The sequence below is a fragment of the Serratia sp. NA_112.1 genome (genome assembly GCF_052691715.1).
Window position 1 is genome coordinate 15,012 of sequence record NZ_JBQZFO010000017.1, and the last position, 18,978, is coordinate 33,989.

Genomic DNA, 18,978 nt, shown 5'->3' on the forward strand with positions numbered 1-18,978 from the left:
CGGCTAATTTCTCCGCAGGGGCCAACACGTTGGCCCACTTTTTTACCCCGCGTCATTCGCCACCACCTCTACGTCAATGTGCAGCGCGTCGTAACGCCAGTATTCCAAATCACAATCAATCACCCGATCGTGCTGATCGCGGTTAACCCGGGTAATAAACAGCGCCGGGCTGCCGTAGGTCACTTTCAGCATGGTGGCTGCTTCCTGCGGCAGCAGGGTGGGCAGCATATCGAAACGTACCCGTCCATAACGAATGCCGTAGCGTTCCGCGTACAGTGCGGTCAGCGACTGCGTCAAATCGGCATCCAGGATACCGGCAAAGTAGGTCGGGTTGAGGTAGTGCTCGCAATACAGCACTGCCCGCCCGTCAATATATCGCAACCGGCGAATGCGGTAGACCTCGCTACCGGAAGGCAGGTCCAGCCGTTGGCACAGGCTGCCGTACAGCGGCAGCGTGGTGGCGTCGATCACTTCGGTATGGGCATCGCGCCCTTGCTGCTGCGCCATGGCGTGGAAGTGGCTGCGCTGCAACGGGTTGTACACCAACCGTGGCGGCGAAATAAACCAGCCCCGCCTGACCTGACGGTAAATCACTCCCTGCGCCTCCAACTGGCCGAGAGCTTCCTGCAGCGTAATGCGGGTGGTGGAAAACTGTTCGCTCAGGGCTCGCTCGGAAGGCAGTTTGCCGTCGGCGTTGAACTCCCCGTCGGCGATGCGGGCGGTTAGCGTCCGGCAGATCGCCGCCACCGTGGTCGGTACATCATTCATGCACAGTTGCCCCAATTGAGTGCGCTTTGCCCCGCTAAAGGTAGACCAACGCAAGCTCCGGTGACGCCCGAATGCAATAAAAATGCTGCTTTTTTAGACTGACATATAATTATCACATTCGTCCGTTAGATTGGCTTGGTTCTTGCTGGACTAGTCCAGCCACTTCCACACTACCACCCGGAGCATCAGTTATGAAACGTTTGTGCGCTTCTGTGTTAACCAGTGCCATTATCCTGTCCAGCCAAGCGAGCTGGGCTGCCGATTCCGATCTGGCGGCGCTGGCACAGGCTGCCAAGAAGGAAGGGGAAGTCAATAGCGTCGGTATGCCGGACAGTTGGGCCAACTGGAAAGACACCTGGCAGGATCTATTGAGCAAGTACGGCCTGAAGCATGCCGATACCGACATGAGCTCGGCGCAGGAAATCGCCAAGTTTGATGCCGAAAAGAGCAACGCTACGGCGGATATTGGTGATGTGGGCGCAGCATTCGGCCCGATCGCGGTACAAAAAGGGGTGACCCAGCCGTACAAGCCATCCACCTGGGATCAGGTGCCTGACTGGGCGAAAGACAAAGACGGTCATTGGGCGCTGGCCTATACCGGCACCATTGCTTTCATCATCAACAAGCAACAGGTGAAAGAGGTCCCGCATAGCTGGGAGGATCTGCTGAAAGGAACTTATCAGGTCACTATCGGTGACGTAGGTACCGCCTCGCAGGCGGCCAGCGGCGTATTGGCGGCAACTTACGCCATGGGCGGCAATGAGAAGAACCTGAAGCCGGGCCTGGAATTCTTCGGCAAGCTGGCGAAAGCCGGACGTCTGAGCCTGAGCAACCCGGTGATCGCCTCACTGGAAAAAGGCGAAGTGCAGGTCGGCGTAGTCTGGGACTTTAACGGCCTTAACTACCGTGACCAGATCGACAAAACCCGTTTTGAAGTGCTGATCCCGTCCGACGGCTCAATCACCTCCGGCTACACCACTATCATCAACAAATACGCCAAGCACCCGAATGCCGCCAAACTGGCGCGTGAATACATCTTCTCCGACGCCGGCCAGATCAACCTGGCGCGTGGCTATGCCCGCCCTATCCGTGCCGAACATCTGACGCTGCCAGACGATGTCAAAGCCAAGCTGCTGCCGGCCGAACAGTATAAAAACGCTCACCCAATCGCCGATCCAGCGGCCTGGGAGCAAAGCGCCAAAACGCTGCCGCGTATGTGGCAGGAAAACGTCATTATGTTTATGCAGCAGTGAGCTAAGCCTTTATGAAAACGATCCTCGTACTGCTGGACGGTCTGAACTATCAGGTGGCGCATGACGCTATGGGCTACCTGCAGGCCGAATGTGCGGCAGGGCGCGGGCGGTTGTATCAGCTGGAGAGCGAGCTACCCTCGCTCTCCCGGCCGCTGTATGAGTGCATCCTCACCGGCGTGCCGCCGGTGGAGAGCGGCGTGGTGCATAATCAGGTATCACGCCTATCGCAGCAGCAAAGCGTGTTTCACTATGCGCGTGCCGCAGGGCTGACTACCGCGGCGGCGGCCTACTATTGGTTCAGTGAGCTGTATAACCGCACCCCGTTTGATGCCGCCCGCGATCGCCATACCGACGATACCGAGCTGCCGATCCAGCACGGCCATTTTTATTACGACGACCGCTACCCGGATTCCCATCTGTTTGACGATGCCGAAAGCCTACGCCGTCGTCATCAGCCCGATTTCTTGCTGATCCACCCGATGAATATTGATGATGCCGGGCACCGCTTCGGCCTGTCTTCGCCGCAATACCGCAATTCGGCGCGTAATGCCGACGGCGTGCTGTCGCGCTATTTGGCTGATTGGTTGGCGGACGGCTATCAGGTGATGGTCACCGCCGATCACGGCATGAATGACGATCGCAGCCACGGCGGCGTGCTGGCGGAAGAACGTCAGGTACCGCTGTTTGTCTTCGGCAGTGCATTTAGCCAAAACGATGCCGACCCGCAACAAACCGACCTGTGCGGCACGCTGTGCGAAGTGCTGCAGGTGGCACACAACAAGCCGCGTTGCCGTGCGCTGTTGGCATAAGGGTGATTAATGAAAGCCAAGTGGATTGCCGCTTTGTGCCTGTTGCCGTTCATCCTGCTGTTTGGTGCGTTCCAAATCGCGCCACTGGTGTGGATTGCGGTCAGCAGCTTTTTCAGCCAGAGCAGCGGCTGGGGGCTGGCCAACTATGTTGATGTGCTGACCTCGCCGTTCTATCTGCAGGCGTTTCAGTTCTCGCTGGAGATTTCCCTCTGGTCGAGCGTTTATGGATTGTTGATCGCCTTGGTGGGCAGTTACTCACTGCGTCAACTGGGTCAGACGCGGTTCCATGACTTTGTGATGTCGTTTACCAACATGACCAGCAACTTCGCCGGGGTGCCGCTGGCATTCGCCTTTGTCATCCTGCTGGGGTTAAACGGCTGCCTGACGCTATTGCTGCGCAAGTACGGCCTGATGGAGAGTTTTAACCTTTACTCCAAAACCGGGCTGATCGTGCTCTACACCTACTTCCAGATCCCGCTCGGCGTGCTGCTGCTGTACCCGGCGTTTGATGCGCTGCGTGAAGACTGGCGCGAATCGGCATCCTTGCTCGGTGCCAGCCCGTGGCGCTATTGGCGGCATATCGGCCTGCCGGTGCTGGCACCGGCCCTGATGGGGACCTTTGTCATCCTGTTGGCCAATGCGTTGGGTGCCTATGCCACGGTCTATGCGCTGACCACCGGCAATTTCAACGTGATCCCGATACGTATTTCGGCACTGGTGGCGGGGGATATCTCCCTCGAACCTAACCTGGCCAGTGCGCTGGCGATGCTGCTGGTGGCGATGATGGCATTTATCACTCTGATTCATCAGTGGCTGCTGCGCAGGAGTTACCTTAATGCACGCTCATAATATTGCGGAGGGCGGCCATGTCGCGTTTTGAAACCGGCTATCACCGCGTAGTGAGCGGCTTGCTGCTGCTGATCCTGCTGTTACCGCTGGCGGCGACGCTGATTTATGCGCTGGCCACCCAATGGGGCGCGACCATAGTGCCGGACGGTTTTACCCTGAAATGGCTGGTGGCGTTATGGCGCGATCCGCGCTTCCTGCTGGCGCTATGGCACTCGCTGCTGATCTGCTTTGGCACTCTGGTGCTGGCGGTGATGGTGATTTTGCCGATGATGTTTGTGATTGCTTACTATTTCCCCAAGCTGGATGCGGTGATGAATGTGCTGATCCTGCTGCCATTCGCCGTGCCACCGGTGGTATCGGCGGTGGGGTTGATGCAACTGTTCGCCGCCGATCCGCTGCCGTTACTGGGGACGCCATGGATCCTGATCGGCTGCTATTTCTCGATTGCGCTGCCGTTTATTTACCGCGCTATCAGCAACAACATGCAGGCGATTAACCTGCGTGACCTGATGGACGCCGCCCATTTGTTGGGTGCCAGCACCTGGAAAGCGGCGCTGTTGGTGGTGCTGCCGAACCTGCGCAAGGGTGGAATGATTGCCGTGCTGCTGTCGTTCTCTTTCCTGATTGGCGAATTCGTCTTCGCCAACCTGCTGGTAGGCAGCCAGTACGAAACGCTGCAGGTTTACCTGTTTAACATGCGCAACGGCAGTGGCCATTTCACCAGCGCACTGGTCATTTCATATTTCGCCGTGGTGCTTATCGTCACCTGGTTGGCGAATTTACTGAATAAAAATAAGGGCTAACCCATGGCTTATCTCAACGTTACTCGCCTTAACAAACATTATGGGCAGACCCAGGTGTTTCAGGAGATCGATTTTACTGCCGAAGAAGGCGAGTTTGTCACGTTGCTGGGGCCGAGCGGCTGCGGCAAGTCTACGCTGCTGCGCTGTCTGGCCGGGCTGACTTCGGTCGACAGTGGGCAGATCCTGCTGCAGGGGCAGGATCTGGTGCCGGTATCCCCGCAGAACCGCGGTATCGGTATGGTGTTTCAGAGCTATGCGCTGTTCCCGAACATGACGGTTGAAGGCAATGTGGCGTTTGGCCTGAAAATGCAAAAGCTGCCGATCGGGCAGATCCAGCAGCGGGTACAGGAGGTGCTGGCCCTGGTGGAACTGACCGAACTGGCCAGGCGCTATCCGCATCAGCTTTCCGGCGGCCAGTGCCAACGGGTGGCGCTGGCGCGATCCCTGGTGACCCGTCCGCGCTTGTTATTGCTCGATGAACCGCTCTCGGCACTCGATGCCCGCATTCGTAAACACCTGCGCGAACAGATCCGTCGGATCCAGCGTGAACTGAACCTGACGGCGATCTTTGTCACCCACGATCAGGAGGAGGCGTTGACGTTGTCGGATCGCATTGTGCTGATGAACAAGGGGCAAATTGTACAAAGCGGCGATGCGGAAACCTTATACACCCAACCGGCCGATGTTTTCGCCGCCGGGTTTATCGGCAACTACAACCTGCTGAGCGCCGAGCAGGCGTCGGTTTTGACCGGCAGCACTTATCGCGGTAAGGTGGCTGTTCGCCCGGAATCCATGACTTTACTGCCTGCCGGGCAGGGTATTGCTGCCACTATCCTCAACCACAGCCTGTTGGGCAACGTGGTGCGCTATCGGATTCAGGCCCGCGGTGTGGAGTTGCTGGTCGACGTGCTCAACCGCTCGGTCGAGGATTTGCGGCCCGACGGCAGTGAAATTGGACTACACTTAGAAACTGTTACATTACGGGAAGTTGCATGACATTTTCCCGCTGACAAACGGAATTTCCCTTCCCTTCAGCGGCAGTCTGCCCCCCGTTGCCGCTGTTCTGTTCTTTAACGCCCGGCAGAACGGTTGCCTTGCTGGCGTTTATGGAGCGTATTTTCCGTGTTGACCCTTCTTCATCTGCTTTCTGCTGTGGCGCTGTTGGTGTGGGGTACCCACATCGTGCGCACGGGGATTATGCGGGTCTATGGCGCTAATTTGCGTCGGGTATTGAGCGACAGCGTGCAGAAAAAGCCGCTGGCGTTCATCTCCGGCATCGGCGTGACCGCGCTGGTGCAAAGCAGCAACGCTACTGCGCTGCTGGTGACTTCTTTCGTCGCACAAGGGCTGGTGGGGCTGACGCCTGCACTGGTGATTATGCTCGGTGCCGACGTCGGTACCGCGCTGATGGCGCGAATACTGACCTTTGATCTCTCCTGGTTGTCTCCACTGCTGATCCTGGTCGGCGTATTCCTGTTTCTCAGCCGCAAGCAAACTCGGGTGGGCCAAATGGGCCGGGTGTGCATTGGTCTGGGGCTGATTGTCCTGGCGCTAGAGCTGATCGTGGCTGCCGCAACGCCAATTACCCAGGGCGCGGGGGTGAAGGTCCTGTTCTCGTCATTGACCGGCGATGTGATGCTGGATGCCCTGACCGGCGCATTGTTCGCCATTGTCAGCTATTCCAGCCTGGCGGCGGTGCTGCTGACGGCAACCCTGACCGCCTCCGGCGTGATTTCACTGAAAGTGGCGTTGTGTCTGGTGATCGGTGCCAATCTTGGCAGCGGTCTGTTGGCGGTGATTAACACCAGCGGCCAGAATGCCGCCGGCCGTCGGGTGGCGCTCGGCAGCCTGCTGTTCAAGCTGATCGGTTGTGTGCTGGTGTTGCCCTTTGTCTCTTACCTGGCCGATGCGATGGCCCGGCTGCCTGGTGGCAACGAAGAGCTGGTGATTTATTTCCACGTGTTCTACAACCTGATCCGCTGCCTGGTACTGATCCCACTGGCCGGACCGATGGCGCGGCTGTGCGAAACGCTGATCGCCGACGTGGCGGCTGACGATCCCCGCTTGCGACCACGGCATCTGGATGCCAGTGCGTTGGATACGCCGACGCTGGCGCTAGCCAATGCGGCGCGTGAGACTCTGCGCATGGGGGACGTGGTGGAACATATGATGATCCTGCACCGCGAAGTGCTGCACGGCAAGATTGGGCAGGATAAAGAGGTGCGCCGGTTGGACGATGACGTCGATGTGCTGTACACCGCCATCAAGCTGTATCTGGCGCAGATCCAAAAAGAGGATCTGGGCGAAGAAGATTCGCGCCGTTGGGCAGAAATCATTGAAATGGCGCTCAACCTGGAACAGGCCGGGGACATCATCGAACGCATGACCGGCGATATCGCGTCGAAGTCACATGCGGCGCGGCGGGCATTTTCGGCCGAAGGATTGGCGGAGCTGGACACGCTGTATGAGCGACTGATTGGCAACCTGCGGCTAAGCCTGTCGGTGTTCCTGTCCGGTGACCTCACCAGCGCCAAGCGGCTGCGACGCTCCAAGCACCGGTTCCGTATTCTGGATCGCCGCTACGCGCATGCGCACGTCGATCGCCTGCACCAACAGAACGTGCAAAGCATCGAAACCAGTTCGCTGCATCTGGGATTGCTGGGTGACATGAAACGTCTGAACTCCCTGTTCGCCGCAGTGGCGTATAACGTGCTGGATCAGGATGAGAAGGATGATGAGCGCGAATGGGAGGACACCCCGAGCACACTGTAAAAAAATGCCCCCGGCTGAACCGGGGGCATTGATTTTGATTATTTACCACCAGTTATTGACCCGAAAAAACACCTGCCTTGGCATCGGCGGCCTGGCTATTGATATAGCCGCCGATCGGGGTCTCCAGATTCGCCACACTTTTACCGACGATCCCCAGCAGGCCACCGGCAGAGGCTGCCGCATCAAGGTGACCGCCACCCTGATAACGGCTGCCCGCCACGTCCTGTTGTTCCAGTTTGCCGTTACCCAGTATTACTTCACCCTGTTGGCTGCGGATCTTCCCACCGGTCAGTTGGGTGTTGCCCTGTACGTTCAGCGCCACACCATTTTTCCCGCTGATAGCGGATTGCACGTTCACCGCATCGTTATTGACCACGTCGGCTTTGACCTTGAACAGACCCTGCAGCCCGGCTGGGCCGGTCAGGCTCTCTTTGGGCTTGTTGCCGAGGAAGCGAGCGCCGCGATCCCACAGCGGTGCCTGTTCTTTTTCACCCACCAGAGTTTCCGGCAACGTTACTTTGCCCTCGGCCTTGTTGAAGCTAACCGCGCCGGTGGTGTCCTGTTTGGGATAGAGACGATGGGCCACGCTGTTGTACTTGTCGGTAGTGGCGTCAGCAACCTTGTTGATCCCGTCCTCCAGCTTCTCTTTCACTTTATCGGCATAGCGCGGCGTGCCCACTTTCGACAGTTTGGAGGTGATGCTGCTGGCCGGATCGTTGGTGTGGTTCAGACCGACATCCACATTGACCTTCACGCTGTTTTCGCTGTCTTTACGGCTCTCGACGCGCAGGTCACCGCCGACGTTGCCCTGTACGTTATCGGCATCGATCCGGGCACCGGCTAGAGAGGTGTCTTTACCGCTGTTGATCGTCACTTCGTTGGCGTTAATCAGGCTGTTGCCCTGGGTGGTTTTCTGCAGCTTATCGACGCCGACTTTTACCCCGGCACCCAGAGTATGGGTGTCGCTGCCGCTGGTGGCGTCAACCTTGCCGTTGGCATCCTTGTTGAAGGATTGGCCACCTTTGGCGTTCGCTTTCAGCCCGAGGTTCCAGTTGTTTTTCTGTTCCTGATTTTGCACCGACTCCAGCACCATACCGCCATGCTCGGTATTCAGGCCGACGCTGCTGCCCTGGATCTCGGCCCCTTGCAGATGCAGTGCCTGGTCGCCAGTGCCTTTGGCGGTAATGTTCACTGCGCCACCGCCGGTGATTTTACCGCCCTGGTGGGTGGTGGAGGATTCATCGACCTTGGCGATGTCAAATGCGCCGCCGAGGGAAATGCCGCCCGCACTCTTTTTGTCGCTGTCGGTGCTGTTACCGCCAAGATCGATATTGCCTGACAGCGTATCGTCCTTGCGCGTCTGGTGCGATTTGGCTGCCTGTAGCGCCACCTTGTCGCCCGCTTGCAACGTGACGTCGCCCTGACTGGTGACATGACTGCCTTGCAGCGTCAGCCCACGACCGGCTTCCAGCTCCACGCCCTGTTGGCCGCCGATGCTGCTGATCTGTGCGCTGCTGCTGTCGCTTTCGCCCAGGCTGCGACCGCCTCCCAGCCCGCCGCCGAAGTTTTTGGTCTCCGGAGTGGATCCGCCTTTGGCCGACACTTTGACATTAAAGTCACTGTGGCTCTCGTGACTGTGGTCGGTAGCCTGTTCGAAATGTAGGTTGCCGTCTTTGGCTTTCACCTGTGCTTTGCCCTTGCCGGCATCGAGAGAAGTGCCCTGGTAAACCGCGTCCTGCTTAACCTGGATGTCGATGCCGTTGGCTGCGGAGATGCCGCCGGTGACGGCCTGGCTGGCGCGACTTTCGCTATGCTTGTTGCCGCCGTCACCTTTGGCGTCGACGTTGAGGTCGTTGCCGGTGTTGGTGTAAACGCGCACGCTGGCGTTGCCATGGGTATCGCTTTGGTTCTGCTGCTGGTGGTTTTCCGCCGCTTCACTGCGGTGGCTGTCTGCCTTCAGCGTCACGCTACCCTGGGTAGTCTGATATTGAGTGCCGCGATCATGCAGTTTCCCGGCAGCTTTAACCTCAATCTCCCCGGCCTTGATGTTGCTGACCACCGCCTGCGAGCTACTGCTGCGCTGTTCGCTGCTGCCGCCATTGGCACCCACGTCGATGCCGACGTTCGGCAAGCCGATGCTGCCGATATCGTTGATTACACCGTTGGCGTCCAGCTTGGCGGCTTTGCCCACTGCACGCTCAACCGGACGGGTGATGGCGCTGTAATCGACGTTAGCACCGATATCCACGCCAACCTCCATTTTGCGGGTGTTGCTGCTATTGCTGTCAGTGGTGGCCAGGTGGGCAACGCTGTTGGCATCCTCCTGATATTTGCCAGCGACCTGATGCTGCGCGCCTTGGTGTGTCAGCTTGTCTTTGGCGTTAATAGTCAGATTGCCGTTGATGTCGCTGCCCGAGGTAACGGCCTTGCTGCTTTGCGTCTGAGTTTTGCTGTTCTTATAGCCGCCTTCGATGCCCGAACCGACTTTATCGATGCCGCCGGTGTAATAGAACCCACCGCCAATTTTGGTTTGCTCGATGTCGCTGGTGGTCTTGTTGTTCGCCGCCAGGAAGGCGACGTTGTTGCCGCTGACATTGGCATCACCCTGAGTGGTCACCAGTTTGGAGCCGCTGAAGGTCACGTCTTTATCCGCTTGCAATGCTACGCTGCCGCCACTGAGCATTGAAGACTGTTGCTCGCTGCGGGTGGTTTTCTCGCTATCGCTGGTATGTTCAATACGCAAGCCAGCGCGGTATTGCTTATCGCCTTTCTCGTTGGCGTAGCCGTTGACAGACAGCGCCGTTTTCTGCTCATCAATACGCTGCTGTTGCTCTGCCGCGCTGACATTGATATTGCCCCCGGCCTGGATGTCCAGCTTGCCAGTGCTGGTGACCTTGCTGCCCACCACGTCGGTATCCTGTTGGCTGACCAGTTGCAGGTTGGTATCGGAAACCAGTTCACTGGCGGTGGACTGCTGGTGGCTGTTGTTGGACTTTTGCGAACTGCTGGTGATGTTAAAGACGGTACCGTTGCGGGCATTGACCTTGTCGATATTGGTGCTAATCGCGTTATCAATCCGCAGGCCACCATTGCTGGCGGTAACAAAACCGCCCTGGTTGCCTTTTACCTTGCTGCCGGTAATGGTCACGCCCTGTTTACCGTTCAGCCACAGGGTGCCGTCGGCGGTCAGCTCGGAAGCGTTGCTGACCTCACGGCGGTAGCTGTTGTTTTTGTTAGAGCCACCGCCGATACCGCCCCAAGAGGTTTTATTATCACGCACCGATTTGGCATTGGCGGTTTTTTGCACGTCGATGTTGATCTGATCGTTGGCATTGACCTTCAGGTTACCTGCGGCATACACCTTGGCTCCCTGTGCCACTAGGCTATTACCGGCGCTCAGCGTCAAATCGCCACCGGCATGCAGGTCGCTGGCCTTCAGGCTTTCGGTTTCATTGCTGTTGTTCCAACGGCCGGTGCGCAGGCGGGATGTATGGTTACGCTGATAGCCGCGTTCGCTGGTTTTATCCTTCTCGACCAGTCCGGCGATCTGTACATCGCGTTTGGCATCGATTTTCAGCGAGTTACCGGCTCCGACCGTGGCCCCGAGCAGCTTCACATCCTGTGCGGTGGCCGTCAGCGTGGCGTTTTTGCTGGCGCTGACGCTGCTGCCGACCTGCTGGTGCTGCTCATTTTCGCGGGTGACGTCGTACTGCCAGGAATAGAACCATTGGTCATTGGTATGTCTCTGAGTCTGTTTGAGTTGCTGACCGTCGAGCGTCAGGTTGGCACCCTGCAAATTTACCTCTTCGCCGCGAATATCGGTGGCGGTCAGGTGGTTGCTGTTATCGGCCAGCAGGCTGATATTTTTGCCTGTCAGCTCGGTGCGGGCCAGCTTTTGGCTGGTGCTGCGGTTGTTGATATAGATGCCGCCGCGATAGTTTTGGTAGTTCTTACCGCTGTTGCGGTTGCTGCTGTCGTCACGAACCTGGCTTTCTGCACGGATGTCGTAGGCTTTCACCCGGATCTCATCGCTGCCCTGCAGTTTGCCTGCCAGTTTCACACCGCTGCCGGCTGCGGTGTTGATGATGTTGATACGTCCGGCCTGCATGCTGCCAAGATAGTAGCTGTCCAGCGCGCTCAGGGGGGGCTCGCTGCTGAGCACTTTCGCCTCGCGTGAGACACGGTTATTACCGCTGATAGCGTTGATATCCGCCACCATTGTTCTGCTTTTCTTATCGAATACCGGTGTGACGAGCACTTCGCCCCGGCTGTCGATGCGTGGGGCGATCAAGTCCAGCACGCCACCGGCGTTCAGTTTGCCATCCAGACTCAGGGGGTTGCGATTACCCAGGGTGCTGTAGCCCTGCAGCATGCCGTTTTCCACCAGCGGGTTGCCCACCACCAGTGACGAACGGCTGGTATTGATAAAACCGCAGCCGTTGCAACTGATGCCGTTCGGGTTGGCCAACACATAGTCGGCCGCCATGCCGAAGATTTCCTGCTGGCCATGCAACAGCGACGGATTGCGGCTGATCACTTCGTTGAGGATCACGCTGGCCGCTTGGCCGTTCAGATTCGGGTTGGCCCCCAGCTGACCGGCCAACTGTGACAGTCCGGGGTCGCGCGAGTTATTCAGCACCGCGCCGGGCTGGTTGACGTTGAAATCCTGATATTGGTTATGCGATAGCCCGTGGTCATTCGGCGTAACAATATTGACCACCTGCGCGCCGTTACCGGCGGTGGAAACGCCGGGGCCGTTAGCGCCGTTAGCCGCCACGATCTCGCCGGCGTAACCGTTGCCAAGTGAAGCGAGAATGATCGCCAGTGAAGCGGCCAACTTACCCGCCGCCGAAAGCCTGAAGTTATTATTTTTCATCCATGTATCTCCATATATCGCCGTGTGGTACTGCAGAAAGTGACTAAAAGGTGTACGAGAAGCGGGCCAGCACCTGGATCGGATCGTCCGGCATGGCGTGGCTGGACAGTAGCCAGCCTCGGCTGGCCTCGACGTCGATGATGGCCCGCTGATAACGCAGGGTGGCCCCGGCGCTCAAACCTGCACTGCTTTGCCAACCCGAGGGGCGGTTGTCACGCGGTAGCACCCGGCCGACGTCGCCGCCGAGGCGTGGGGTGAGGGTGCTTTGGCCCAGGTTGAAGCTGCGGGACAGGGTATTTTGCAGGTACCAGCCGTTATCGCCGGACAGCGTGCTGCGGCTGAAGCCGCGGATCGCGCTGCGGTCGGTCAGGCTGAGCCATTCCACGCCGGGCAGCCGATCGCGGCTATATTGCCCATACAGCAGGTTGCTGAGCTGGTAACCGGAACCGGCCAGGGTGAAGCGTTGGGTAAGGTTGGCGAACAGCTTGCCTTTGGTGAATTGGGCATCGGGCAGGCCGGCACCGCCGTGGCTATCGGCCCCAAACCACGGCAATCCTTGTTCTACGCTGAGGTTGGCGCTGACTAGCCCGGCAGGCAGGATCTGCAGGTGATTCACCCCCAGTTCGAACAGGCTGAGCGTCGGGCTGCCGAGGCTGATGCGCACGGTGTCGAAGTAGTTATTGATACGTTTATGGGTCAGTTGGCCGCTCAGGGCGTTGATTTGATCGCGATCGCGGTAGAACACATAATCGCCGCGCAGGCCGTATTGCTGGGTCTGGCCGTGCAGCTTATAGCTGTTGAAAACCAACTGCTGGCGGTTCATGTATTGCGAATAGCTGGCAAAACCGCTGAAGGTAAAAGCGCCATAGGGCAGGGAATAGAGCAGGGTATAGGCGCGGTTATAGCGCTGCGACGGGTCTTTCAAGGTACCGGCGACGTTCAGGCTGACAAAGTCCGACAGCCCAAACGGGCTGTCCAGCGTTGCCGTGCTGCGAGCCAACCACTGGCCGGTATTTTTCTGGCCGTAATTGTCCAGGGTGGCGGATAGCAGCCAGGGCTTGGTATGTTGGTTATGCAACCGAATAATAGAGCCGCCGGTTTGGTTGCCCGGTAATATATCCAGGCGAGTTTTGTTCGATTGCAAACGATTGGCCTGATCCAATCCCTGATCGAGCTGGATTAATTTCAGCGGTTGGCCTTCCAGTCCGGGGAATAATAATTTGCTGTTAACCCAACGATCGCCACCCTCTATTTTCTCGATAAATCCTTCGATGACCCGCAGACCCAATTCCCCTTCGGCATTAGGGCGAATAAACTGTACGCGGGCGGTGATATAGCCTTTATCAAGGTATAAACGGGTTAATTCGCGCGTCAGACGGTTGATGTCATTACTGCTGATGCAACGTGGTGGCAGTGCACTGAGCGCCGCCAAATCTTTCTCAGACAACAGGGTAATGCCTTGCAGATAGACGCCATCAATCGGCAAACATTGGGCTGAACGCGGCAATGTCGGGGGCGCGGGTTCGGGGTCTGCCAGTAATTGCTGTTGTTTAAGCTGTTGATAGCGTCGTTGCTCTATCTGCTGATTCACCTCACGCGTGCCGTCTTGCAGGGCGCGGCGTGATTCGCCCATCGGCGAAAAATGCTCCATTTCCGGCAGGGTAGCGGCGGGGAGCGCAGTGCTGAACAGCAGCACCAGGGCGGCGGTTTTTTTAATCATTTTAATCCATTATGAGAAGCCAGCGGGGTGGCCTGCTCAATCCATGAGGTCAAGAAACGGACGGCCAGAGGCCGGCCCGAAACAGCGAGCGACAAGCACATTGCGATATCTCGATTTGCCGCAGGCAAATTAAGACGATGGGTATATATCTAAATAATAATTAGGCTGCTTGTTTTAATTTTCAGTTCCGTTGAGTTAATTAACTAAATAAGTAATTAACTTTTCCGTTATTTAAATCTTATCGGCACGGATTGGAAGTATCTGAATTTTTATTTTGTCCTAGGATAATAGAGGGTGAGGGTAATTCTGACAATCCGACCAGTGGGAAATACGAAATTTCGCAGAAGGTTGGGGCGCAGTCATTTGCGCCCCAGGATGAGATTATTTTTTGCCGATTGGCCGACCGGACCAGTAACCCGCCAGCAGCGAACCGGACAGGTTATGCCACACCGAGAACAGGGCGCCCGGCAGCGCGGCCAGCGGTGAGAAGTAAATTTTGCCCAGCGTTGCCGCCAGCCCGGAGTTCTGCATGCCGACTTCAATCGCCAGCGTACGGCAGGTGGACTCGTCAAAGCCAAACAGCTTGCCGCCCCAGTAACCGCTCAGCAGCCCGATGGCGTTATGCAGGATCACCGCGATGATCACCACCAGCCCGACTGAGGCGATATGGCTTTGACTGCCTGCCACTACGGCACTGATGATCGCCAAAATGCACACCATCGACAGCGCCGGCAAAATAGGCTCAATGCGTTTGACGGTTTTGGTAAAGGTGTGATGGACGATCAACCCCAGACCAATCGGGATCACCACGATCTGCAGAATGCTCAGCAGCATGCCCATCACATCGACGCTGATCTCGGTATCGACGTATAAGCGGGTCAGCAGCGGCGTGGCGAAAACGCCCACCAGAGTGGAAACCGCTGAGATGGTGACGGACAGTGCTACATCACCTTTTGCCAGATAGATCATGACGTTGGAAGCGGTGCCGCTGGCCACGCTGCCAACCAGCACCATGCCGGCGGAAAGATCCGGCGGCATGTGGAACAGCATCGCCAGCAGCCAGGCGGCTAGCGGCATGATCAGATAATGCAGAAAGATCCCGGCGGCTACCGGGCCTGGTCGCGACAGCACGCGCTTGAAGTCATCCAGCCGCAGCGTGACGCCCATGGCGAACATGATCAACATCAGCAGCGGGCTGACGTAGGGGCCGATACCGGTAAAGGTGGTGGGGGTGAAGTAGGCGGCGACGGCGAGCAGCACCGCCCACAAGGGGAATAATCGGGTAAATCGTGCCAGCATGAATGAGGTTTTCCTTCAGTTAGTAGGCTATCTTACTGGCCACTTTGAGCCCGGGCAGTGCTCGGAATCCTCACGTACTTTGCGTACGCTCCGGTTCCTGTGCGCTGTCCGAACCCAAATTGACTGCGACGATATACGCCTATTAGCGCAGGTATTAATAAAACTATTCGAACAGATTGTGATGCAGGGTGCGTACCACTTGCTCGGCGTCGTTGCCGGGGACCAGGAAGCACAGGTTATAGCTGCTGGCGCCGTAGCAAATCATGCGGATATTGAACGGATCGAGCACGCCAAACACTTCCTTGCCGACGCCGCAGGCCTGGGAAAGTTTGTTGCCAATCAACGCCACCAGCGCCAGGTTTTCTTCCACTTCCACTCGACACAGTGATGACAGGTCGGTCAGCAACGAGGTGGTCAGCGGGCTACCACCGGTGTTGGTAGAGCCGGTAGTGTCCATGGTCAGCGCGATACTGACTTCGGAAGTGGTGATCAGATCCACAGAGACATTATGGCGTGCCAGAGTGTTGAACACCTCGGCCAGGAAACCGCGTGCGTGCAGCATGTTGAGGCTGTGCAGTGTCAGCAGGGTTTGCTTGCGGCGCAACGCCAGCGCGCGGAACAGCGGTGGATTCTCGGTGGTATTACACACCAGGGTGCCCCCGGCGGCCGGATCTTTGCTTGAGCCGACAAACACCGGAATATCGCAGCGCACGGCTGGCAGTAGGGTCGCCGGGTGCAATACTTTCGCACCGAAGGTCGCCATTTCTGCCGCTTCTTCGAAGGTAATTCGGTCAATGCGTTTAGCCGCCGGAACCACGCGAGGATCGGTAGTGTAGATGCCCGGCACGTCGGTCCAGATATCCACCCGGCTGACGCTCAGCGCTTCACCCAGCAGGGCGGCGGTGTAATCGCTGCCGCCACGGCCCAGCGTAGTGGTACGGCCTTTCGGCTCGCTGCCGATAAAGCCCTGGGTGACCACCAGCGCTTCTTGCAGACGCGGTTTGAGCAGCGATTGGGCTAATTGACTCAGTGCTGCACTGTCCGGTGTGGCACGCCCGAAGTGGTCATCGGTGTGCATTACTTTTCGCACGTCAAACCATTCCGCCTGCACCTTGCGAGTACGCAGGATCTCCACAAACAGCAGGGTAGACATCAGTTCGCCATGGCTGACCAGTTCGTCGGTTAATGCCGCTGAATTTGCCAGCGATGCCGCTTCGGATAGCATGGCGATGTTTTCCAGCATGCGGTCGATTTCTTCGCGCACAACCGCCGGATTGTCGAGACGATCAAGGATAGCGTATTGGATACGACGGATTTCATCGAGCTGGAAATGGCGTTTGTCGGCATCGCTGCCTTCGGCCAGAGCCACCAACAGGTTGGTGACGCCTGCAGAAGCGGACAAGACCACCAGGCGTACGTCCGGATTGGCGAGTACGACGTCGGCGCTGCGGTTCATGGCTTCGTAGTCAGCAACGCTGGTGCCGCCGAATTTGGCGACAACGGTGGAATTCTGGGGTGCTGCTTGGTTCATGTAAAAACCTCGTGTCAGGGTGGCTCTATTCAGAGAGCGCTTTTTTCATAGCCTTGGCACAAGGGAGGAGCGATAAGCAGGGGGCAGACGTAGAGGTTAAGGCTACGATACACCCAGAAGCGCCCCACCTTGCTGATTGCCCCTACGGACAATCCCTGGTGACAACTCAGGGGATTCAGCCCCTGTAGTCGATACGATGAATGCCGCACATCACCTTACCTCGGCGTCGCTCCCCCTCAAGTGCCGTCATTGGACAACGGCTCCTCTGACACTCTACCTGGGCGACGCACCTCTTCTGGCTTGCACACCGGGTGCGCAAGTAGGCTGTTAGGAATAGCCGGTAATCACGCTGCTGTCAACGTCCGGACGTTGAGGGATTTTCATCTTGTACCAGTGCAATCAGCGTACAGGGCATCGCCGGAACGAAACCGTTTCCGATGGGGTGCAGTGCGCCATCCTCCCGTTGGCTGAATAACGGAATAATCCCCTGATTTTTTTCAATATATTCCAGCCAGCCAAAGTTTTCGTTCAGCTTGGTGGCTTTGATGGTGGCGCCATGGGCGATCAGACTGCTCAAGCGGGCGTAGGTGGCTTCTTGATTAAATAAAACTTCATGCCGACGAAAGCGAGAGCTTTCCCCACTGTTGCCTCGGCCTTTCAACGGTGCGCCGGAACGGATGGCGAACACCTTTCCCTCACCAAAAATATGGCCGAAGTGGTAGACCGCCAGCGCATTTTGATGGCGGTTGGGCGACAGTGCCAGCACCTGCGCGGTATCGCTGAGATCAAGATAGTTCTCGGCATGCTCGGAGTAAGCATGCCCATAATAGGCGGGGATGCCCTCCATGCGTGCCTGGCGGTAATATTCCCAACTGCTGTCGGTGACCAGCACCGGGATATTCATTTTGATCAACGCCTGCGCCAGCATGCGTGCCACGCTGTTGGCACCGACAATCAGCACGCCGCGCGGTTTTTGCTGCTGTACCCGCAACCAGCGCGCCATCAGGCTACTGGTCAGGCTTTGTAGCACCACGGTACCGATGATCACGGCGAACACTACTGTCACCAGCCGATCGGCCCCTGGGTAACCGCTGCGTTGCAAGGTCAGGGCGAACAGCGAACTGACCGCCGCGGCGACGATGCCGCGTGGCGAGATCCAACACAGCAGCAGCCGATCGCGCCAGTGCAGGGAGGAGCGCCAGGTCGATACCGCAATACACAGCGGCCGGGCGATAAACTGCACCACCAACAGCAGGCCCAGCAGCGGCCAGCCCATATTCCACAGCGCCTGGATATCAAGCCGTGCTGCCAAAATGATAAACAGCGCCGAAATCAGGATCGCCGACAGTTCTTCCTTAAACGCCAGGATGTCGCTGGTATCGACATCGCGCATATTGGCCAGCCAGATCCCCATCACCGTGACGGTCAGCAGGCCGGACTCGTCGGCAATGGCGTTGGATACGCCAAAAGCGGTGAGCATAATTGCCAGCACCGCTAGGTTTTGCAGGTAGCGGGGTAGCCAGACACGGCGCAGCGCCAGGCCCAGCAGGTAACCAAACAGTGCGCCAGCCATCAGGCCGACGGCGGCGGTAATGCCCAGGGTGTAGAACAGGTGGGTATAAGACTCCGAATGCTGTTTCAGAACGATAAATTCAAACACCAGCAGGGTGAAGATAGCGCCGACCGGGTCGATCACTATCCCTTCCCAGCGCAGCACCTGGTTGATATTGGCGTTGGGCCGCACTACCCGCATCAGCGGGGCGATCACCGTCGGGCCGGTGACCACGGTGACTGCGCCGATCAGCGCCGCCAATTCGGGGGGAAAGTCCAGCAGCCACCAGCAGGCCACGCCAATCACCAAGAAGGTCATCAGCATGCCGATGGTCACCAGGTTGCGTACCACGCCACCCAGGCCACGTATTTCCTCGACCCGCAGCGTCAGCGCGCCTTCGAACAGAATAATGGCCACCGACAACGACACCAGTGGGAACAGCAAATTGCCAAACAGCGCGTCCGGCTGGACCAGATGTACCACCGGGCCCAGCACCACGCCAAACACCAGCAGCGGCAGGATCGCCGGCAGGCGTAATAGCCAGGCCAGCCACTGCGCCAGCAGCGAACTCAATCCAATAACCACCAACATCAACGGGGCAGATAATTCCATAGTAATGTCCTTCGTGTTTCAAACCGCAGCCTGATTGGCGCGCATCCTTAGCCTAATTACGTCAATGACGTGGTGATAATCTGACACAGTTTGGTGACAGTTAACTCACCCTGATAACAGGCTGTTATCCAAAA

Annotated in this window: 12 protein-coding genes and 1 riboswitch; of the genes, 6 read left to right on the forward strand and 6 right to left on the reverse strand. The window is 57.7% G+C overall.

Going from position 1 to position 18,978, the window contains the following annotated elements; genetic code table 11:
• Window positions 1-42 precede the first annotated feature (42 nt).
• On the reverse strand, window positions 43-768 hold the full coding sequence (locus tag ACUTQ5_RS21025; protein ID WP_445652821.1) for a UTRA domain-containing protein: 726 nt from the start codon (window positions 766-768) through the stop codon (window positions 43-45).
• 191 nt (window positions 769-959) lie between these two features.
• Here ACUTQ5_RS21025 and ACUTQ5_RS21030 point away from each other — a divergent pair, with 191 nt between their 5' ends.
• The 6 genes from ACUTQ5_RS21030 (at window position 960) to ACUTQ5_RS21055 (ending at window position 7,254) form a co-directional block, all read left to right on the forward strand.
• Entirely contained in the window at window positions 960-2,021 is a 1,062-nt protein-coding gene (locus ACUTQ5_RS21030; protein ID WP_445652822.1) for an ABC transporter substrate-binding protein, read from the forward strand.
• An 11-nt stretch (window positions 2,022-2,032) separates the two neighbouring features.
• Complete coding sequence (locus ACUTQ5_RS21035; RefSeq protein ID WP_445652823.1) at window positions 2,033-2,830, forward strand: alkaline phosphatase family protein; 798 nt, start codon at window positions 2,033-2,035, stop codon at window positions 2,828-2,830.
• A gap of 9 nt (window positions 2,831-2,839) precedes the next feature.
• Window positions 2,840-3,679 carry an ABC transporter permease gene (locus tag ACUTQ5_RS21040; protein ID WP_445652824.1) on the forward strand — a complete coding sequence of 280 codons (840 nt, stop codon included), beginning with the start codon at window positions 2,840-2,842 and terminating at the stop codon, window positions 3,677-3,679.
• Between the two features lie 17 nt (window positions 3,680-3,696).
• A complete protein-coding gene (locus ACUTQ5_RS21045; RefSeq protein ID WP_445652825.1) occupies window positions 3,697-4,482 on the forward strand; it encodes an ABC transporter permease in 786 nt (261 codons plus the stop codon).
• Between the two features lie 3 nt (window positions 4,483-4,485).
• Entirely contained in the window at window positions 4,486-5,478 is a 993-nt protein-coding gene (locus ACUTQ5_RS21050) for an ABC transporter ATP-binding protein (RefSeq protein WP_445652826.1), read from the forward strand.
• Between the two features lie 126 nt (window positions 5,479-5,604).
• The gene (locus ACUTQ5_RS21055) at window positions 5,605-7,254 is read left to right on the forward strand and encodes a Na/Pi cotransporter family protein (RefSeq protein WP_445652827.1); all 1,650 of its coding nucleotides are present in this window, start codon (window positions 5,605-5,607) and stop codon (window positions 7,252-7,254) included.
• Between the two features lie 52 nt (window positions 7,255-7,306).
• Here the strand turns inward: ACUTQ5_RS21055 and ACUTQ5_RS21060 are convergent, their stop codons facing one another.
• From ACUTQ5_RS21060 to ACUTQ5_RS21080, 5 genes are all read right to left on the reverse strand, one after another.
• Window positions 7,307-12,130 (reverse strand): hemagglutinin repeat-containing protein, encoded by a 4,824-nt coding sequence (locus ACUTQ5_RS21060; RefSeq protein ID WP_445652828.1) that lies wholly within the window; start codon window positions 12,128-12,130, stop codon window positions 7,307-7,309.
• A gap of 43 nt (window positions 12,131-12,173) precedes the next feature.
• On the reverse strand, window positions 12,174-13,850 hold the full coding sequence (locus ACUTQ5_RS21065; RefSeq protein ID WP_445652829.1) for a ShlB/FhaC/HecB family hemolysin secretion/activation protein: 1,677 nt from the start codon (window positions 13,848-13,850) through the stop codon (window positions 12,174-12,176).
• A gap of 381 nt (window positions 13,851-14,231) precedes the next feature.
• Window positions 14,232-15,149, reverse strand: a complete 918-nt coding sequence (panS, locus tag ACUTQ5_RS21070; RefSeq protein ID WP_445652830.1) for a ketopantoate/pantoate/pantothenate transporter PanS — start codon at window positions 15,147-15,149, stop codon at window positions 14,232-14,234.
• Between the two features lie 163 nt (window positions 15,150-15,312).
• The gene (gene lysC, locus ACUTQ5_RS21075) at window positions 15,313-16,680 is read right to left on the reverse strand and encodes a lysine-sensitive aspartokinase 3 (RefSeq protein WP_445652831.1); all 1,368 of its coding nucleotides are present in this window, start codon (window positions 16,678-16,680) and stop codon (window positions 15,313-15,315) included.
• Window positions 16,681-16,789: 109 nt separating this feature from the next.
• A riboswitch (Lysine riboswitch) is annotated at window positions 16,790-16,983 on the reverse strand.
• Window positions 16,984-17,035: 52 nt separating this feature from the next.
• Window positions 17,036-18,844: a cation:proton antiporter gene (locus ACUTQ5_RS21080; protein WP_445652832.1), complete on the reverse strand. Its 1,809-nt coding sequence runs from the start codon at window positions 18,842-18,844 to the stop codon at window positions 17,036-17,038.
• Window positions 18,845-18,978 lie beyond the last annotated feature (134 nt).

Excerpts from the sequence above, each read along its gene's own strand:
- ACUTQ5_RS21025 (WP_445652821.1), bottom strand. The coding sequence starts at position 768 with ATGAATGATGTACCGACCACGGTGGCGGCGATCTGCCGGACGCTAACC.
- ACUTQ5_RS21030 (WP_445652822.1), top strand. The coding sequence starts at position 960 with ATGAAACGTTTGTGCGCTTCTGTGTTAACCAGTGCCATTATCCTGTCC.
- ACUTQ5_RS21035 (WP_445652823.1), top strand. The coding sequence starts at position 2,033 with ATGAAAACGATCCTCGTACTGCTGGACGGTCTGAACTATCAGGTGGCG.
- ACUTQ5_RS21040 (WP_445652824.1), top strand. The coding sequence starts at position 2,840 with ATGAAAGCCAAGTGGATTGCCGCTTTGTGCCTGTTGCCGTTCATCCTG.
- ACUTQ5_RS21045 (WP_445652825.1), top strand. The coding sequence starts at position 3,697 with ATGTCGCGTTTTGAAACCGGCTATCACCGCGTAGTGAGCGGCTTGCTG.
- ACUTQ5_RS21050 (WP_445652826.1), top strand. The coding sequence starts at position 4,486 with ATGGCTTATCTCAACGTTACTCGCCTTAACAAACATTATGGGCAGACC.
- ACUTQ5_RS21060 (WP_445652828.1), bottom strand. The coding sequence starts at position 12,130 with ATGAAAAATAATAACTTCAGGCTTTCGGCGGCGGGTAAGTTGGCCGCT.
- ACUTQ5_RS21065 (WP_445652829.1), bottom strand. The coding sequence starts at position 13,850 with ATGATTAAAAAAACCGCCGCCCTGGTGCTGCTGTTCAGCACTGCGCTC.
- panS (WP_445652830.1), bottom strand. The coding sequence starts at position 15,149 with ATGCTGGCACGATTTACCCGATTATTCCCCTTGTGGGCGGTGCTGCTC.
- lysC (WP_445652831.1), bottom strand. The coding sequence starts at position 16,680 with ATGAACCAAGCAGCACCCCAGAATTCCACCGTTGTCGCCAAATTCGGC.
- ACUTQ5_RS21080 (WP_445652832.1), bottom strand. The coding sequence starts at position 18,844 with ATGGAATTATCTGCCCCGTTGATGTTGGTGGTTATTGGATTGAGTTCG.